We start from the raw sequence: 16,007 nt of genomic DNA, 5'->3' as shown, positions 1-16,007 counted from the left end.
CCTTTAAGTCCCTCTTTTCATTTTCTCATTACACCAAGCTGATCGATCCTTCTTAATAATGATGACCTCTCAATTACTTTTGAAAAAGAATATTTCTCTGCTAGTGCAATGAACAAAACCACGATGAACAGAAGCAACATTTGAAGTAGTAAACTTAGATGATTCAAAATAACCACGGCCAAAATAGCACCTATAACAGTAGCTCCGTTATCCCCCAGCATTGCTTTTTTATATCCTTCTAACACATAAAGAACATAAAAGACTGAAAGCAGAATCATGATGAAAACAAAAGACGGCAGCGGATTGGTAATAAGTACAAATATAACAATACATACCGTCACCTTCCAAACTCTCAATGGGCGTGTATCAAATAAGTTCATAACATGGGGAAATCCGATTAACAAACATAAGGCAACAAACGAAGCAACAATAGAGTCAGGTTGATTCATCCACAGAAATAAAATTGCAAATGCAACAGTTCCTACGGCTTTAACTAAACCTGTTGTGAAAATACCTTTTCCAATTGCATGCATAATATGACCTTTTAGTCCTTTTGGATAAGGCTTTCCATATATGTCATCAATCAGGCCAAGAAACCAAATACTAAACACATATAAAAAAGCAGAGAAGGACAACGTTTCATTTATTTGAGGGGGAAAAGCGTAAGTAAAAGCAAAACTATAAATAATAACAACACCTAAGCTATAAGGAACTTGCTTATTCTCATAATTTAGAACACCTAAATTCATCGTTTGAAACGTGATCATACTTAAGTAGGCAACAACCGGCATTGAAATAAAAAATGCGATCATGGTCTTACTCCTCTAAGCTGCCTTTCGATGTCTGCCCATTGTTTCATGCGATGAACAAACCCTTTAATGTCTCTCCCCATTTCTCTATGTTGCATGGTTGTCGGGATTTCTAAACACTTTGCTCCCGCTTGCAATAAATCAATTGTCATTTGTGTTTCAATTCCGAAACCATGATAAGACCTTCTTAGTAAAACAGGTAACCACTTTCGATGAAAAACTCGTTGACCTGATAGTGGAGCTTGTAATTTCACACCAGTTTCCCTGAGAACGATAGATTGAACTCTTCGTTTGACAAACCCCATTCCAGCTTTTTTTCCAGGTTTAATTATTGAAATGGTGACATCTGCCCTTCCCTGTTGAAGTGGCTGTATAAGTGAGGAGACGTCTTTTGCCGATTCCTCTAAGTCCGCATCTAAACAAGCAATATAGGTTCTCGTTGCTAAACGCCACCCCTGTTGCATTGCGTAGCCCTTGCCTTTGTTGATTGAACTTGAAATAACCTTGTCCGCATACATTTCAGCAATTTCTCTTGTCTTATCACGACTGCCATCATCTATTACAATTACCTCAGCTGAAGGGAAATGTTTCCTAATAGCTGCTAACGTTGTCCCAATTCTCTTTTCTTCATTATAGGCTGGGATAATAAATGAGATGTCAATCATGACGAAGAACCTCCTTTTTCTTCCATGCTACGATACGATCGTTTACAAGGGTTTGAATCGCTTCAACAAACGATGGTTTCTTGTGATCTTTCCATTGCCATTTGAACACGAGACTATTGTTGCCCTCCAACGTATGAATTCCTTTTAAATCGGTAATTTTCTCACCTGCTTGAATTCGGCACAGCCAAGTTGATCCCATACCAGCTCGTCCTTTTTCAAGAAATTCTGTCATTCCTGTTCGACAGCCGATTAAAAACAACCGGTCTGCTCCTGCCCAATAGGAAGCTGTAATCGCAACATCTTCACTTGTTCCTACAAATCGGATCGTGTCAACATCTAATCCTAGCTCTTGTAAGCGTTCTTTTCCGGGGGAATGTCCATTCGGATGCTCATGGCAAATAAGCACCGCCCCACAATGAATGGCTTTTTCACTAATAGAATCCATATCGCCAATAATGAAATCAGGAACGACTTTGTGTTTTAATAGCCCATCAGCTGCTCCATCTACTGCTACAATCAGCGTTTTCGACTTTACTAAAGCGTGACGAACAGCTTTTATATCCTTTTCGTAATTCGTATTCCTTGCTACAACAAAAACTTCTGTCTCTTTTAACTTAGAAAGAGAAGCTGGCAACTCTGGATTTTGTGTAAACCAGTCATATTCACGTTCAGCATATTGTAATGTATTTTGAACAAAATGTTGAAATTGATTTGAATAATTATTCTTTGCTAATTTTACTTTCTCCTCGATTAGGTCTCCTGTATAGGAGAGCAAACTAGCTACATAAACTGGTTCATTCTTTTGTTCAACATATAATTCATTTTGAAAAATGATGGCTTCTTCTCCTTGATAGCACCCCTCTTGTTTAGAAGAATACACCACATCAAATACAGGCACCCCAGCTTGTAGCAGATGTTCTACATGATGTTGAGGATAACGACCACTCATTGAAGTCTTACCATTTATTACTGCCTTAACCTTTGCTTCAATCAGTCCATCTACTGCCACACCGTCTAAATCTTCATGCCATAAAAACACAATAGAACGTTTTGGTAAATAATGGAGCAGTTTCTTTGTCTGCTTATGTTCATAGATAGGTCCTTTAATTAACTTATTCATATGAAAACCCTCTTTGCACCGTTTGGTCATAATATGAGCAGTTTTCTTAAATTTATTTATCAATCACTCATGATCTTCTATTTGTTTTGAAAGTAACAAATAGATTGTTTCATTTCCATTCAATTTTCATAGCCATTTTCCAGGTAAATAATAAGCACTTCCCATGGCAATGCTTATTATTTTCTCTTTTTCTTTATCTGACGCCAGACCAATAATAGGCTACATGCTACTGTAAATTTCATTATAATGGCTACTCCAATAACAAAGATAATATTCGCTCTACTATCATTGAACAAAAAAACACTCCCCTCTCTACATTAAATACTATATAGGTAGTTGAAACCCTTTTCATTTTTCTGACTCAGACATAAAAAAACACTTCTATTTCGTTATAGAAGTGTTTAACGAATCAATCCTCTCGATCTGATTCATTTGCTTTTGGATTCTTTCAAGAAACCTTATGTTCAATTCGCAATTTATCTGCAACCATTGCGATAAATTCAGAATTCGTTGGCTTTGCCTTTGAATGACTAACTGTATAACCAAATAAACTAGAAATAGAATCAATATTGCCACGACTCCAAGCAACTTCAATCGCGTGACGAATCGCGCGTTCTACACGACTTGAAGTTGTATTAAACTTCTTAGCAATATCCGGATAAAGAACCTTTGTAATTGATCCTAAAAGTTCAATATCATTGTACACCATCGTAATAGCTTCACGTAAGTACATGTATCCTTTTATATGAGCTGGCACACCAATTTCATGTATAATACTTGTAATGCTCGCATCTAAGTTAAAGCTACGATCCTTTTGGTGATTTGAAATATATGAATGCGTTGAGGATTGTTGGATAAACGATCTTGTTTGCCCACTAACTTCACGGATATTAGTAATTAACACTTCCATGTCAAAAGGCTTTAATACATAATAGGCCGCTCCTAGGTCAACTGCTTTTTTCGTTACATCCTCTTGTCCGAACGCTGTTAGCATAATAATATTAGGTTTTTTCTTCAAATTCAGTTTATTAATTCGCTCAAGAACAGCCAAACCATCTAAATGAGGCATAATAATATCCAAAATAAGAACATCTGGTTCTTGTTCCTCAATTAAACTCAAACATTCCTGACCGTTATATGCTGTCCCGACAACTTGCAAGTCATTTTGAGTTGATATGTATTCATTTAGTAAGTTGACTAACTCACGGTTATCATCTGCAATACATACTTTTATTTTTTGCACAAAATAGCCTCCTCTGTTTCCTGTTTTTCTGTCTTAACATAGGTTTTCGACAGTGACCATTCAAATCCTTTTATTTTTTAATTTTATTTAAGTTTCTTGTGGTTTCCTCAGTTTTTCTCCAGTATACTCCCTCATTCGACCTAATTCGCATTTTGAAAATCGCCGATATCTATTTGTCGAATTTTCTTTGCGTACCTTTATCATACCACAAATTATTAAATTGAAAAGAAGCCAAAACGATTTAACTCGCTTTGGCTCCATGTTTATTTGCAAAATGATCAGTTACTCCTGCTTCTTCTAGCATCCAACTTATATGACATCCGTATCCACTCGTTGGATCGTTTACAAAGACATGCGTAACTGCACCAATCAGTTTTCCATCTTGAATAATCGGACTTCCACTCATTCCTTGTACAATTCCGCCTGTAGCTTCCAGTAATTTAGGGTCCGTTACTTTAATAACCATTCCTTTAGTGGCTGGTTGTTTTTGTGGGACTGAGCTCACAATTTCGATGTCATATTCTTCAACATCTTCCCCTTCTACAACGGTTAAAATCTTAGCCGGTCCTTCTTTTACATGGGTTGAAAGCGAAATAGGCATTTTTTTGTCATAGACTTTATTTTTTAAATTTGCTTCTTTTAACGTTCCAAATATGCCAAATGAACTATTTTTTTCAATTGTACCCAATACATCTCGTTGTGTTGATAAACTTGCAAGTTTCTCACCTGGGTCACCATTGCTTCCTTTTTCAATTGATGTGACCGACGAGCGAATAATTTGACCATCATGGACAACAATTGGTTTTTGTGTATCCACATCAGATATTACATGACCCAATGCCCCGTATTTTTTTGAAATTGGATCATAAAAGGTTAACGTTCCTACACCTGCGGCTGAATCTCGTATATAAAGACCCATTCGGTATGAATGTTCTCCTTTGGCTTTTAAAGGTGTTAATTTTTTCTCAATCGTTTGTTTATCTCGTTTTATTTCAAGTTTTAGACTACGCCCATCTTCACCTGCAGTTTGTACATACTCACCAACTTGACTCATTCGCTGAATCTCATAGTCATCAATCTTCGTAATCATATCGCCCACTTCTATTCCTGCTTCTTCTCCAGGCGAAGCATTCCCATCATCACTTTCCACTAGATGGTGACCAACTACGAGCACTCCTTCAGTATTTAACTTAACTCCAATCGATTGTCCACCCGGTATAACTTCTGTTTTTGGAAGAACATTAACATCAATGCTTTTCACAGGAAATCCTGCAACTTCTAATGATACGTTTTCTGTTTGTTCTGATTCACTTGCTCCATTCATTTGAAATGTAAGTGCTGATGGTGCTGTTGCTGCTGCTACAGCTTTAAATGATTTCGTTGCATCCTCTACTGGAGACAACTCTCCCTCAAAAACCGTCATCGCTGTAGGAATTTGAACCCATTCACGCACTGCATCAGAAAAGCCTAGACTTACAACAAATAACAAAACAAGGATACCTACTGTTTTTCGTATTACATCGCCTCTCACTCACTTCACTCTCCTAGCTCCTTGCCCACACCTCCGTTACTGGCTGTACTATTAATGTTGCCTTCGATGTGAACATTTATAACTGGAACAAAAAGAAAAAAGCTAACCTTTTTTGGTTAGCTTTTCATGCAGGTTGTTTATGCAGTTCAGCGAGCTCCAATAATTCCTTCGCATGTTGTTTCGTTAAGTCTGTCATTTCTACTCCAGAAATCATACGAGCAAGTTCATTTATTTTCTCTTCTGTCGAAAGCAATTTCACTGATGTTGTTACCCGTTCATTCTCTTCTTGCTTGTGAATATAAAGATGTGAATCAGCCATCGCAGCTACTTGCGGCAAATGGGTAATACACAACACTTGTGAACCAATTGAGATCGCATGTATCTTTTCTGCTATTGCTTGAGCAACACGACCACTAACTCCCGTATCAACTTCATCGAAGATAACAGACGTTACACCTTGTTGATTAGAAAAAATTGATTTAATGGCGAGCATAATTCTTGAAATTTCACCACCAGAAGCTACTTTAGAAAGAGGCTTCATCGGTTCTCCAGGATTCGTTGACAAATAAAATTCAACTGCATCGATTCCATTATGACTGAATGGAACTGTTTGATCATCAATAACTGGCGAGTGTTTTCCTCGAGCCTTTTCAAAAACACGAACATCAAAGATCGTTTTTTCCATATATAAAGAGCGAAGTTGCTTGTGAATGGCTTCGGTTAGCTCCTTTGCTCCTTGCTTTCTAATCGTTGTTAATGCTCTTGATTCAACAAGAAGGTCTCTCCACAAGATATCTAACTCTTCCTTCAATTTGATAATTCGGTCATCTTTATGAATGATGGAATCAAGCTCTTCCTCTACTCTAGATGCATATTCTAAAATATCATCGACTGATTCTCCGTATTTTCGTTTCAATCGTTGAATATCGTGAAGACGACTTTCAATAAATTCAAGACGGTTTGGGTCAAATTCAATTTGTTCAACACGATCCCTTAATGTAAAAGCAGCTTCTTCTAACAAGTAAAAACTGTTGCTCACCGACTCCACTAACGGTTTAAGATCCTGATCAATCGTCCCCGCCTCCTCAAGATGTGTCAAAACAGTAGTTAGGAAATCCAGACCTCTCCCTTCTCCATATAAACTTCTGTAACTGTCTTGGAGAAGGGAAAATAATTTTTCGCTATGAGCGAGCTTGTGTCGTTCATCCATTAATTGAACGTCTTCATTCGGTATCAATTTCGCTTGTTCAATCTCGTCTAGTTGATACTGAAGTAAGTCTAGCTTTTGCGCCATCTCCTGCTCATTTTTACTTAAACTCGAAACTTGTTTTTTGAGATGAAGTGCCCGCTTATATAGACTTTGATACTCGTCAAGGGTTGGAGCAAGTTTTTTTTGAATAAATCCATCCAACATTACAATATGCTCTTCCGGTTGCATTAACGTTTGGTGTTCATGTTGACCATGAATATCGACAAGAGCTTGTCCAATTTCCCGTAAAATAGCAAGAGTAACCAACTTTCCATTTACTCGGCAAATGCTTTTTCCTTGAGAGCTAATATTTCTTCTAAGTATAAACATGGAATCTTGAACATCAATCCCAACTTCCATCGCTTTCTGTATGATAGGATGGTTATCTTCTACGATGAACAACCCCTCAATTTCTGCACGTTTTTCTCCGTACCGAACATATTCTGCTGAACCTCTTCCACCAAGAAGCAATCCAATCGCATCAATAATAATCGATTTACCTGCTCCCGTTTCCCCTGTCAAAACAGTTAATCCTTTATCGAATTGAACTGTTAATTCTTCAATAATCGCAAAATGTCTAATTGATAATTCAATTAACATGTACGTCACACACCCTTATAGCATATCTAAAAACCGCCCGGAAACCTCCGGGCATTCTTCTTTATTTTTACAAATAATTAAAATCGTATCGTCACCACAAATCGTGCCCATAATCTCGGTCCAATCAAGGTTATCAATTAACGCCCCAATTGAGTTGGCGTTACCCGGCAGTGTCTTCATCACAATTAAATTTTCAGAAAGATCGATACTGACAAAACTATCCATTAACGCGCGCTTTAGTTTCTGCAGCGGATTAAATCGTTGATCAGCAGGTAAGCTATACTTATAACGGCCATCTAGCATCGGCACCTTAACAAGGTGCAACTCCTTTATGTCCCTTGAAACCGTTGCCTGAGTAACGTTAAACCCTGCTTGTCTTAATTGTGCTACCAAATCATCTTGTGTTTCAACCTCATTATTTGCGATAATGTCTCGAATTTTTATATGTCTTTGTCCCTTATTCATCTTTTCCCACCTATTTCTATGCTATCTCATACCTTCATTATCCACGTATTTTTGTTACAATACAACATTAGAGACGACATAAATTGCAAAAAAACAAGAAATTCTCTTTATTTCTCCTATTTACAACCAAGAAGGTCGAGGGTTCAGTTGTTATATAAGCTAGAAGTCAACAAAAACTCTTTTAGACATTCCTTACTTCCATTTTCATAATTATTCAAAAAGCCTCAGTCCATTGCTGAACTAAGGCTTAGTGATTAGTTATTTGCTTCAACTTGTTTCGCTTTTAATGATTCGTGTGCCTCATCAACGACATCTTTTACAGAAATCGCATCATCAATCTTACCCATTTCTTTTGTTGCCTCATAATGCAAATGCATCAAAAATTCAATATTGCCTTCTCCTCCTTTAATCGGAGAAAAACTAAGGCCTACTACATCATAGCCTTCAGCAATTGCAAATTCCGTCATTCGTTTTAACACATCTTCATGAACGTGTTTGTCTCGAACAATTCCTTTTTTCCCAACTTGCTCTCGTCCCGCTTCAAATTGGGGTTTCACTAGTGCGATAACATCACTATTTGAAACAAGAACCGTTTTAAGAACAGGTAGGATAAGCTTTAAAGAGATAAAGGAAACGTCAATCGTTGCAAATTGAGGTAAGCCTTCCACTAAATCTTCTGGCTTTACGTAACGAAAATTGGTTCGTTCCATCACCGTTACACGCACGTCCTGCCTTAACTTCCACGCTAGTTGATTATAGCCTACATCCAGTGCATAAACAGCTTTTGCCCCATTTTGCAATGAGCAATCGGTAAATCCACCCGTTGATGCGCCTATATCAATCACAATTTTATCCTCTAATGAAAGGTTAAAAAGAGAAATTGCCTTTTCTAATTTCAACCCTCCACGGCTGACATATGGAAGAGGATTTCCTTTAATCTCAAGTGGGGTTTCACGATCAATCTTAATACCTGGCTTATCTATTCTTTCTGTTCCAGAAAAAACAAGACCAGCCATAATTGAACGTTTCGCCTTTTCTCTCGTTTCAATAAGACCACGTTCTACTAGCAAAACATCAATACGTTCCTTCTTAGTCAATGTTCGTTACGCCCTTTGTCTTTTTTTCGGTAGCATGGTCACAAGTTGATCGAGAACATTTGCTGAAGTCAGTCCAATTTCTTCAAGCAATTCAGATACACTACCGTGCTCGATAAATTTATCCGGAATCCCCATTCGTTTCACTTCGACGTTGTGGTAATCGTGATCATGGAAAAATTCCAATACAGCACTGCCAAAGCCACCTTGAAGAGCTGCTTCCTCTAGAGTCAGTAGTGGTATTTCTAATTTAGCTAAATCAAGCAAAAGTTGCTCATCTAATGGTTTGACAGAATTTGCATTTACTAATTTAACAGAAATACCTTGTTTCGTTAACTGACTTACTACCTCTTCTGCAACAGGAATCATTGTTCCAAACGTTAAAATACAGGCATCTGTTCCGTCTGTTAACGTTTCCCATTTCCCAATCGGAAGTTGCTGTAACTGTTCATCCATTTTTATACCATACCCGTTTCCTCGAGGATAACGAACAGCTATCGGACCGCCGTCATATTGACACGCTGTAAAGATCATATGCTGTAATTCATTTTCATCTTTCGGCATTAAAATTTTCATATTCGGAAGATGACGAAGGTAGGCAATATCAAATACACCTTGGTGTGTTTCACCATCTGCTCCTACAAGTCCTGCTCGGTCAATCGCAAACACAACATTTAAATTTTGTCTACAAATATCATGAACGACTTGATCATATCCGCGTTGTAAGAAAGTTGAATAGACCGCAAAAACTGGCTTCATCCCTTGTGTCGCTAAACCACCAGCCATCGTCGTAGCGTGTTGTTCCGCTATCCCTACATCAAACATTCTCTTAGGGAACTCTTTTGCAAATACATCGAGCTTCGTTCCGCCTGGCATCGCAGCGGTTAACGCAACAATCCGCTTATCCTCGCGTGCGATTTTCTTTAATGTTTCAGCAAAAACGCCACTGTAACTAGGAGGTCCTGGCTTTTTCACAACTTCACCAGACTCAATCTTGTACGGTCCAAGACCATGCCATGTTCCTTTTGCATCGTTTTCTGCAGGCTCATACCCTTTTCCTTTTTTCGTCAAAACATGAACAAGCACTGGGCCTTTCGTCTTCTTAGCATATTTCAAGTTTTCTGTTAAGTCATCAAGGTCATGTCCATCAACAGGACCTAAATAAGTGAAACCTAATTCTTCAAAGAAGATCCCTGATACAAGTAAATATTTTAAGCTATCCTTTACTCGTTCAGCTGTAGATGCTAGCTTCCCGCCAAATGCTGGGATCTTTTTAATTAATTGTTCTAGCTCTTCTTTTGCCTTATGGTATTTACCTGCCGTACGCAAACGCCCTAATACATTATGCAAAGCACCCACATTCGGAGCAATCGACATTTCATTATCATTTAAGATCACAATCAAATCTTTTTGCTCATGCCCAATATGATTTAATGCCTCAAGAGCCATTCCTCCTGTAAGAGCCCCATCACCAATTATTGCTACGACATTATCATCTGTACCTTTAATATCTCTTGCCGTAGCCATCCCCATTGCAGCTGAAAGAGAAGTCGAGCTATGACCGGTTTCCCATACATCATGCTCGCTTTCATTACGCTTTGGAAAGCCACATAGTCCCTTGTATTGACGTAGTTTATCAAATTGATCCGCCCGGCCTGTAAGAATCTTATGAACATATGCTTGATGACCTACATCCCAAATAAACTTATCCTTCGGACTCTCAAATAAATGATGTAAAGCGAGAGTAAGTTCAACAACTCCTAAGTTCGGTCCAAGATGTCCTCCTGTTACGGATAATTTTTCAATTAGAAAATACCTGATATCTTCAGCGAGCTCCTCGAGTTGTGCTTTTGAATAATTCTTAAGGTCGCTTGGGTCTTTAAATTCCTCTAGTTTCATAAAGGAACCCTCACTTTCGAGACAATTTGTCTTTTTTCTTTGCTTTCCCATTTGTTGAAAATACTTTTATTTTTAATCTAACCTCTAAAAAATATAATAATCTACCGACTTGATAGATGATTGGAGTCGAGTAATGAATCGCTATTGTTTTCCCAACGGCTTTGCCTCCTACCGTTAAAGCAGCGACAACGCTCGTAAAAAGAATGGAAATTGCAAATTGCTGGAACGATGTATCTCCATAGCCTAACTGAATAGACAGTTTCAAAACGACGTATGCAGATGCGGTTCCACTAATAATACCAGAAATATCACCAATTACATCATTACAAAAGTTAGCAAATTTATCAGCATTTCTAGTTATTAACACTGCATGTTTCGCTCCATGTAAGCGTTCAGATGCCATTGCATGGAATGGTTTCTCATCCGCTGCGGTTGCGGCTACACCTATTGTATCAAAGAATACACCTAAAAAGACAATAACAAAGACAATCATCATGCCGATTGCCCAAGTAACGCCACTTAAAATAAACGTGGAAATAACTGAAAAAATAGCCGCTAACACAAGTGTGATAACGGCGATTCCCAAACTCCAATGTATTGATTTCTGAAGAGGTTTCATAATAGTCTATCGATCACCTTTTTTTAAAAAGTACTATGTATATATTGGGAGTGGTCATTTAAAGAGTAAACTCTGTAGCTTAGGTCCAGTAGGATTTCCCAGTTCAGCTCCTCCGCGTCGCCGCAGAGGCGGTTTCCCTTTATACTAAACTTGACGTTGTCACCAATCGTCAGACTGGATTACCACTTAGTCTACACTGCAATCCTCTTTAAATGTCTATTGAACAGTCTAGGAGATTTCCTCAGCAGTCCCTTGCCGATCTTTTATCCTCTTTTGCAGAGTAGATTTCATATGGGTTAAAGTCAAAATCTGTTGGCCGACAGAGATGACCTCATTTCCATAATCCCCTCTCCCTCCACTCAAGGCAGGCTACGCTGCTGACAAGCTCCCTAGCTTGCCTTTGCAGGTTCATACCCTTTGCCCTTAAACCATACTCGTGTATGGCCCGAGCAAAAGGCCTCCACGGTAGGAGGGTCAACGCCCACATGCCTTTGTGGATCGCCCTACTACCTTTTCTCCCAATCAAGACCCAAGGCTGGGCGCCTCAAGCCAAGACAAGGAGCTTCATCGATGTGCCCTTTGGCGGATTTTTAGCCCCGCCTTCAAGAACGGAGGACTGACTAGAATACTGCACCACTCATGTCTCGCTATTATAGCATGAGCCATTTACAACCTCAATGGAAATGCTTTGAATTAATGGTCGCGCTCTGCTACATAGGTTGTTAATGTCAAAAGGAGCTTATGATTCATATTTACATTATATAAATATTCTTTTGCACGTAACATATGCTCATCAAGTTTCTTTTTTGCCCCATTTAATCCTAAAAGGTTAGGGTATGTACTCTTATTATTTCCATCATCACTACCGCTTGGTTTTCCAATTATCTCCGTATCTCCTTCTACATCAAGGATATCATCTTTGATTTGAAACATGAGACCTAGTTCCTTGGCAAACAACCTTAAATTCTTTATGTCATCTGATGTAGCACCAGCAATAATTGCCCCTGCCACGATCGACAAAGTCAGAAGATCACCTGTCTTATGCTCATGAATGTATACAAGTTCTTCTAAAGTCAAATCTTGATTTTCTCCTTCAATATCAGCAACTTGACCACCAACCATTCCTTCTGGCCCAGCAGCTTTCGCCAACTCTTGGATCAATTGTAATTTTTGCACCGCCGTTATTTCCTTTTCATTCATCGTTGCAACGAGCTCAAAGCTATATGTAAGCAGTGCATCGCCAGCTAATATTGCCATCGCTTCACCAAAAACTTTATGATTCGTAGGTTTCCCTCGTCGTAAATCATCATCATCCATTGCAGGTAAATCATCATGAATGAGTGAATACGTGTGAATCATCTCAATTGCACAAGCCATGTCCAAGCCTTTGCTTATCGGCTTTTCAAAACTTTTTATTGTTGCAAGTAGAAGGGCCGGTCTAATTCTTTTTCCACCAGCATTTAATGAATAAATCATGGCGTCTTTTAATGTATTAGGTGCTGTTAACTGTTCTAGGTGTTTATGTAATCGTTCTTCAACGCCATTTTTTATTTCCTTTAGAAAGGAAGTAAGTTCTTCAGTCACAATCACTCATCCTCCTGAAAATGTAACAGTTCCAACTCTCCATCTTCATGAAGGATTTGATCCATTTGTTTTTCAACTTGTTCAAGCTTTTCATGACATTGTTTCGATAGACTCATTCCTTCTTGAAACATTGAAATGGCTTTTTCTAGTGGAACATCACCTTGTTCAAGACGTTCAACTACCTGCTCAAGCTCCTGCATTGCTTCCTCAAAATTCAGTTCCTTTTTCTCTGTCATCTTTTTCTCCTCCTATTCCAATGGATCAGTGTCCTCAACAAGACATAGAAGTGTCCCGTCTTTTAGACGTATATCTACCTTCGTACCAACCTTAACCTGTTTCGTTGATTTAATTAGTGATTTCTCTTCATGATCATAGGCTAAACTGTAACCACGATCCATCAACCTCAGAGGACTAAGAAGGTTCAATTCACCAATGGCTTTTTCAAAAGGCAATCGCTTTGACTTAAGTTGTTCTTGCATCGCTTTGATAAGTGAATGCTGTAATTGCTTCTTATGATCCTTTGCTTGCCCTACTCTCACATGCGGATGAAGCCTAGTTAAGGATTTATCTAGATGCTTTAATTGAGTAGATGACTGTGTCACCGTTGATACAATGGCTCGCTTTAGCCGATCCATATAGCCATCAAGTTGCTGTTCCTTTTGACGAATTAATTGTTCTGGATACCTGAATGCATAGGATCGCTTCAATCTTTCTAACTTAGAAGTTTCAGTAGTAATTTTATCAGTCATGACTTTCTGAAGTCTCTTTCGCATCATAGATAAAGATCGATGAATTTCCTTATAGTCAGGAACAGCCAACTCAGCTGCCCCCGTAGGAGTCGGTGCACGTAAATCAGCAACAAAATCGCTTATCGTAAAATCTGTCTCGTGTCCAACCGCAGAAATAATAGGCACATGCGCTGTTGCAATTGCTCTTGCAACACCCTCATCGTTAAAAGCCCATAATTCTTCAATTGAACCGCCTCCACGCCCCACGATCAAACAATCAAAACAATTAGCAAGATCTGCTTGTTCAATTGCACGCATAATGGAACCAGGCGCCAACTCTCCTTGCACAAGAACAGGAAGTAACGTAATCTGAGCAATCGGGTAGCGTCGCTTTAATGTTGTCACAATATCACGAATCGCAGCACCCGTTGGAGATGTAATCACCGCAATACGAGAAGGAAATTGCGGAAGCGCCTTTTTTCTTTCAGGTGCAAACAACCCTTCTCGTTCAAGTTGTGCTTTGAGCTTTTCATAGGCAAGATACAGACTGCCAACTCCGTCTGGTTGCATTTCTTTTGCATAAAATTGATACTGTCCATACGGTTCATACACATTGACTTCTCCACGAAGCAATACTTTCATACCATTCTCCGGCTTAAACGCTAAATATCTATTATGTCCCGCAAACATAACGGCTTGCATTCTTGATTTATCGTCTTTTACCGTAAAATACAAATGACCACGACTATGCATCTTGACGTTTGAAAGCTCACCTCTTATCCAAACACTTTGAAGCAACACATCTTCTTCCATTAGAGATTTTATATAACGAGTCACTTCAGAAATCGTTAATACACTCTTAGCAGCCATTATGAACCTCTACGAACGCTTTCTTGCTGACAGAACTGTATTTTCAAGGAGCATCGTAATTGTCATCGGACCTACCCCACCAGGAACAGGCGTTAAGTATGACGCTTTTTCTTTGACACTATCAAAATCAACATCACCACAAAGTCTTCCATCAACTCGATTAATACCTACATCAACAACAACTGCACCCTCTTTAACATCCTCTGCCTCAATGAATTTTGGCTTTCCAATTGCAACAATTAAAATATCAGCAAGATTGGTCATTTCACGTAAATTCTTCGTTCGAGAATGAGTATATGTAACAGTTGCATGTTCATTTAACAGGAGCTGTCCAACTGGCTTTCCGACAATGTTGCTTCTACCAACAACTACCACGTGTTTTCCAACAAGATCAATTTCTGCCTCTTTTAGCATCTCAACAACACCAAAAGGAGTACACGGTAAAAACGTTTCTTCTCCCGTCATCATTTTCCCAATATTAATTGGGTGAAACCCATCTACATCTTTGTTAGGAGCAATTCGTTCAATTACAGCCTGTTCAGAAATATGATCTGGGATTGGCAATTGAACTAAAATCCCATCAATTGTTTCATCATGATTAAGACGATCAATTTCAGATAGTAATTCCTCTTCTGATATTGTATTTGGCTTTTTGATTAATACTGAATGAATGCCTGCTTGCTCACATGCTTTTTGCTTTGCTTTAACATACGATTGCGAAGCCGGATCTTCCCCTACAAGGATAACGGCTAAGCCAGGCACAATATTCTGTGAGGCTAATACCTCTACGTCTTTTTTCAATTGTTCTCTTTTTTTAGCTGCTAATTCTTTTCCATTTAATAATAAAGCTGTCATGAACTTGTCCACTCCTTTTAATTTCGTTTAGTTTTGTAACTTTTCTATCGCTTTCGATAATACACCGTTCACAAATTTCCCTGACTCTTCTCCACCAAAAGCCTTTGCTAACTCTATTCCTTCATTGAAAGTGACATTTACAGGAATGTCATCAATGTACTTCATCTCGTAAAGTGTCATACGAACAATCGCTCTGTCCACAAGCCCCATACGGTCAAGTGTCCACCCTTGAAGGCTAGATGAAATGACAGGATCGATTGTACTTTTACGATCGAGTGTTCCACGAACAAGGTCAAGCATAAATGAACTTGGAGTTTCTCCTTCATCCAGAACACTTTGAATGGCAACCTCACTGTCACTTTCTGTTGTTAAATCTATTTGATAGAGCGCTTGTGCTGCTCTTAGTCTTGCTACTCTTCGATTCATTATTCAAACTCCTTCTTGTACTTTTAATATGTTGATAATAGCATAACATGTAGAGCTAAAACAGAACAATTTAGATTGTATCGTGAAGAATCTTTCGCTTTCTCTATTCACTATTACAACTTGTCCAAATAAACGGTCCTTCTTATTTATGAGTGTGTCCAAAAGAGGCCAATGGCTCCGCACATTGCTTCGAGATTGTTCAAAAAGGGAAGAGCGTCCTTTTTTCCCTTCGAAGTTGCAATGGCTCCTC

At 38.7% G+C, this 16,007-nt stretch carries 15 protein-coding genes; all 15 read right to left on the bottom strand.

Annotation, left to right across the window (positions count from 1 at the left end; genetic code table 11):
• Nucleotides 1–17: 17 nt before the first annotated feature.
• Nucleotides 18–812 (bottom strand): hypothetical protein, encoded by a 795-nt coding sequence (locus SAZ04_RS13365; RefSeq protein ID WP_332695910.1) that lies wholly within the window; start codon nucleotides 810–812, stop codon nucleotides 18–20.
• The gene (locus SAZ04_RS13360) at nucleotides 809–1,474 is read right to left on the bottom strand and encodes a glycosyltransferase family 2 protein (protein ID WP_332695908.1); all 666 of its coding nucleotides are present in this window, start codon (nucleotides 1,472–1,474) and stop codon (nucleotides 809–811) included. The genes SAZ04_RS13365 and SAZ04_RS13360 overlap by 4 nt, the downstream gene beginning before the upstream one ends.
• Nucleotides 1,467–2,594 (bottom strand): putative cytokinetic ring protein SteA, encoded by a 1,128-nt coding sequence (steA, locus tag SAZ04_RS13355; protein ID WP_332695906.1) that lies wholly within the window; start codon nucleotides 2,592–2,594, stop codon nucleotides 1,467–1,469. The genes SAZ04_RS13360 and steA overlap by 8 nt, the downstream gene beginning before the upstream one ends.
• A 448-nt stretch (nucleotides 2,595–3,042) precedes the next feature.
• Nucleotides 3,043–3,837 (bottom strand): sporulation transcription factor Spo0A, encoded by a 795-nt coding sequence (gene spo0A / locus SAZ04_RS13350; RefSeq protein ID WP_332695904.1) that lies wholly within the window; start codon nucleotides 3,835–3,837, stop codon nucleotides 3,043–3,045.
• A gap of 241 nt (nucleotides 3,838–4,078) precedes the next feature.
• Complete coding sequence (gene spoIVB, locus SAZ04_RS13345) at nucleotides 4,079–5,368, bottom strand: SpoIVB peptidase (RefSeq protein WP_332695902.1); 1,290 nt, start codon at nucleotides 5,366–5,368, stop codon at nucleotides 4,079–4,081.
• A gap of 124 nt (nucleotides 5,369–5,492) precedes the next feature.
• A complete protein-coding gene (recN, locus tag SAZ04_RS13340; RefSeq protein ID WP_332695900.1) occupies nucleotides 5,493–7,217 on the bottom strand; it encodes a DNA repair protein RecN in 1,725 nt (574 codons plus the stop codon).
• Between the two features lie 15 nt (nucleotides 7,218–7,232).
• Nucleotides 7,233–7,682, bottom strand: coding sequence for a transcriptional regulator AhrC/ArgR (ahrC, locus tag SAZ04_RS13335; protein ID WP_332695898.1), 450 nt, complete (start codon nucleotides 7,680–7,682; stop codon nucleotides 7,233–7,235).
• A gap of 254 nt (nucleotides 7,683–7,936) precedes the next feature.
• On the bottom strand, nucleotides 7,937–8,779 hold the full coding sequence (locus SAZ04_RS13330; RefSeq protein WP_332695896.1) for a TlyA family RNA methyltransferase: 843 nt from the start codon (nucleotides 8,777–8,779) through the stop codon (nucleotides 7,937–7,939).
• Between the two features lie 6 nt (nucleotides 8,780–8,785).
• Nucleotides 8,786–10,675: a 1-deoxy-D-xylulose-5-phosphate synthase gene (gene dxs / locus SAZ04_RS13325; RefSeq protein ID WP_332695894.1), complete on the bottom strand. Its 1,890-nt coding sequence runs from the start codon at nucleotides 10,673–10,675 to the stop codon at nucleotides 8,786–8,788.
• Between the two features lie 10 nt (nucleotides 10,676–10,685).
• Nucleotides 10,686–11,294: a hypothetical protein gene (locus SAZ04_RS13320; protein WP_332695892.1), complete on the bottom strand. Its 609-nt coding sequence runs from the start codon at nucleotides 11,292–11,294 to the stop codon at nucleotides 10,686–10,688.
• A 693-nt stretch (nucleotides 11,295–11,987) separates the two neighbouring features.
• Nucleotides 11,988–12,878: a polyprenyl synthetase family protein gene (locus SAZ04_RS13315; RefSeq protein WP_332695890.1), complete on the bottom strand. Its 891-nt coding sequence runs from the start codon at nucleotides 12,876–12,878 to the stop codon at nucleotides 11,988–11,990.
• A gap of 2 nt (nucleotides 12,879–12,880) precedes the next feature.
• Nucleotides 12,881–13,114: an exodeoxyribonuclease VII small subunit gene (locus SAZ04_RS13310; RefSeq protein WP_332695888.1), complete on the bottom strand. Its 234-nt coding sequence runs from the start codon at nucleotides 13,112–13,114 to the stop codon at nucleotides 12,881–12,883.
• A 12-nt stretch (nucleotides 13,115–13,126) separates the two neighbouring features.
• Entirely contained in the window at nucleotides 13,127–14,476 is a 1,350-nt protein-coding gene (gene xseA, locus SAZ04_RS13305) for an exodeoxyribonuclease VII large subunit (protein ID WP_332695886.1), read from the bottom strand.
• Between the two features lie 9 nt (nucleotides 14,477–14,485).
• Nucleotides 14,486–15,331 carry a bifunctional methylenetetrahydrofolate dehydrogenase/methenyltetrahydrofolate cyclohydrolase FolD gene (folD, locus tag SAZ04_RS13300; protein WP_332695884.1) on the bottom strand — a complete coding sequence of 282 codons (846 nt, stop codon included), beginning with the start codon at nucleotides 15,329–15,331 and terminating at the stop codon, nucleotides 14,486–14,488.
• Between the two features lie 27 nt (nucleotides 15,332–15,358).
• On the bottom strand, nucleotides 15,359–15,757 hold the full coding sequence (gene nusB / locus SAZ04_RS13295; RefSeq protein ID WP_332695881.1) for a transcription antitermination factor NusB: 399 nt from the start codon (nucleotides 15,755–15,757) through the stop codon (nucleotides 15,359–15,361).
• Nucleotides 15,758–16,007: the final 250 nt, after the last annotated feature.

The sequence above is a fragment of the Halalkalibacter lacteus genome (assembly GCF_036663595.1).
Taxonomy (GTDB): Bacteria; Bacillota; Bacilli; order Bacillales; family Bacillaceae_D; genus Halalkalibacter; species Halalkalibacter lacteus.
Note: the sequence above shows the minus strand (reverse complement) of the source record. Positions and strands in the feature narration are given on the sequence as shown.

What these genes read in the sequence shown, in the direction of transcription:
- SAZ04_RS13365 (WP_332695910.1), bottom strand. Translation starts at nt 812, where the DNA reads ATGATCGCATTTTTTATTTCAATGCCGGTTGTTGCCTACTTAAGTATG.
- SAZ04_RS13360 (WP_332695908.1), bottom strand. Translation starts at nt 1,474, where the DNA reads ATGATTGACATCTCATTTATTATCCCAGCCTATAATGAAGAAAAGAGA.
- steA (WP_332695906.1), bottom strand. Translation starts at nt 2,594, where the DNA reads ATGAATAAGTTAATTAAAGGACCTATCTATGAACATAAGCAGACAAAG.
- recN (WP_332695900.1), bottom strand. Translation starts at nt 7,217, where the DNA reads ATGTTAATTGAATTATCAATTAGACATTTTGCGATTATTGAAGAATTA.
- ahrC (WP_332695898.1), bottom strand. Translation starts at nt 7,682, where the DNA reads ATGAATAAGGGACAAAGACATATAAAAATTCGAGACATTATCGCAAAT.
- dxs (WP_332695894.1), bottom strand. Translation starts at nt 10,675, where the DNA reads ATGAAACTAGAGGAATTTAAAGACCCAAGCGACCTTAAGAATTATTCA.
- SAZ04_RS13320 (WP_332695892.1), bottom strand. Translation starts at nt 11,294, where the DNA reads ATGAAACCTCTTCAGAAATCAATACATTGGAGTTTGGGAATCGCCGTT.
- SAZ04_RS13310 (WP_332695888.1), bottom strand. Translation starts at nt 13,114, where the DNA reads ATGACAGAGAAAAAGGAACTGAATTTTGAGGAAGCAATGCAGGAGCTT.
- xseA (WP_332695886.1), bottom strand. Translation starts at nt 14,476, where the DNA reads ATGGCTGCTAAGAGTGTATTAACGATTTCTGAAGTGACTCGTTATATA.
- folD (WP_332695884.1), bottom strand. Translation starts at nt 15,331, where the DNA reads ATGACAGCTTTATTATTAAATGGAAAAGAATTAGCAGCTAAAAAAAGA.
- nusB (WP_332695881.1), bottom strand. Translation starts at nt 15,757, where the DNA reads ATGAATCGAAGAGTAGCAAGACTAAGAGCAGCACAAGCGCTCTATCAA.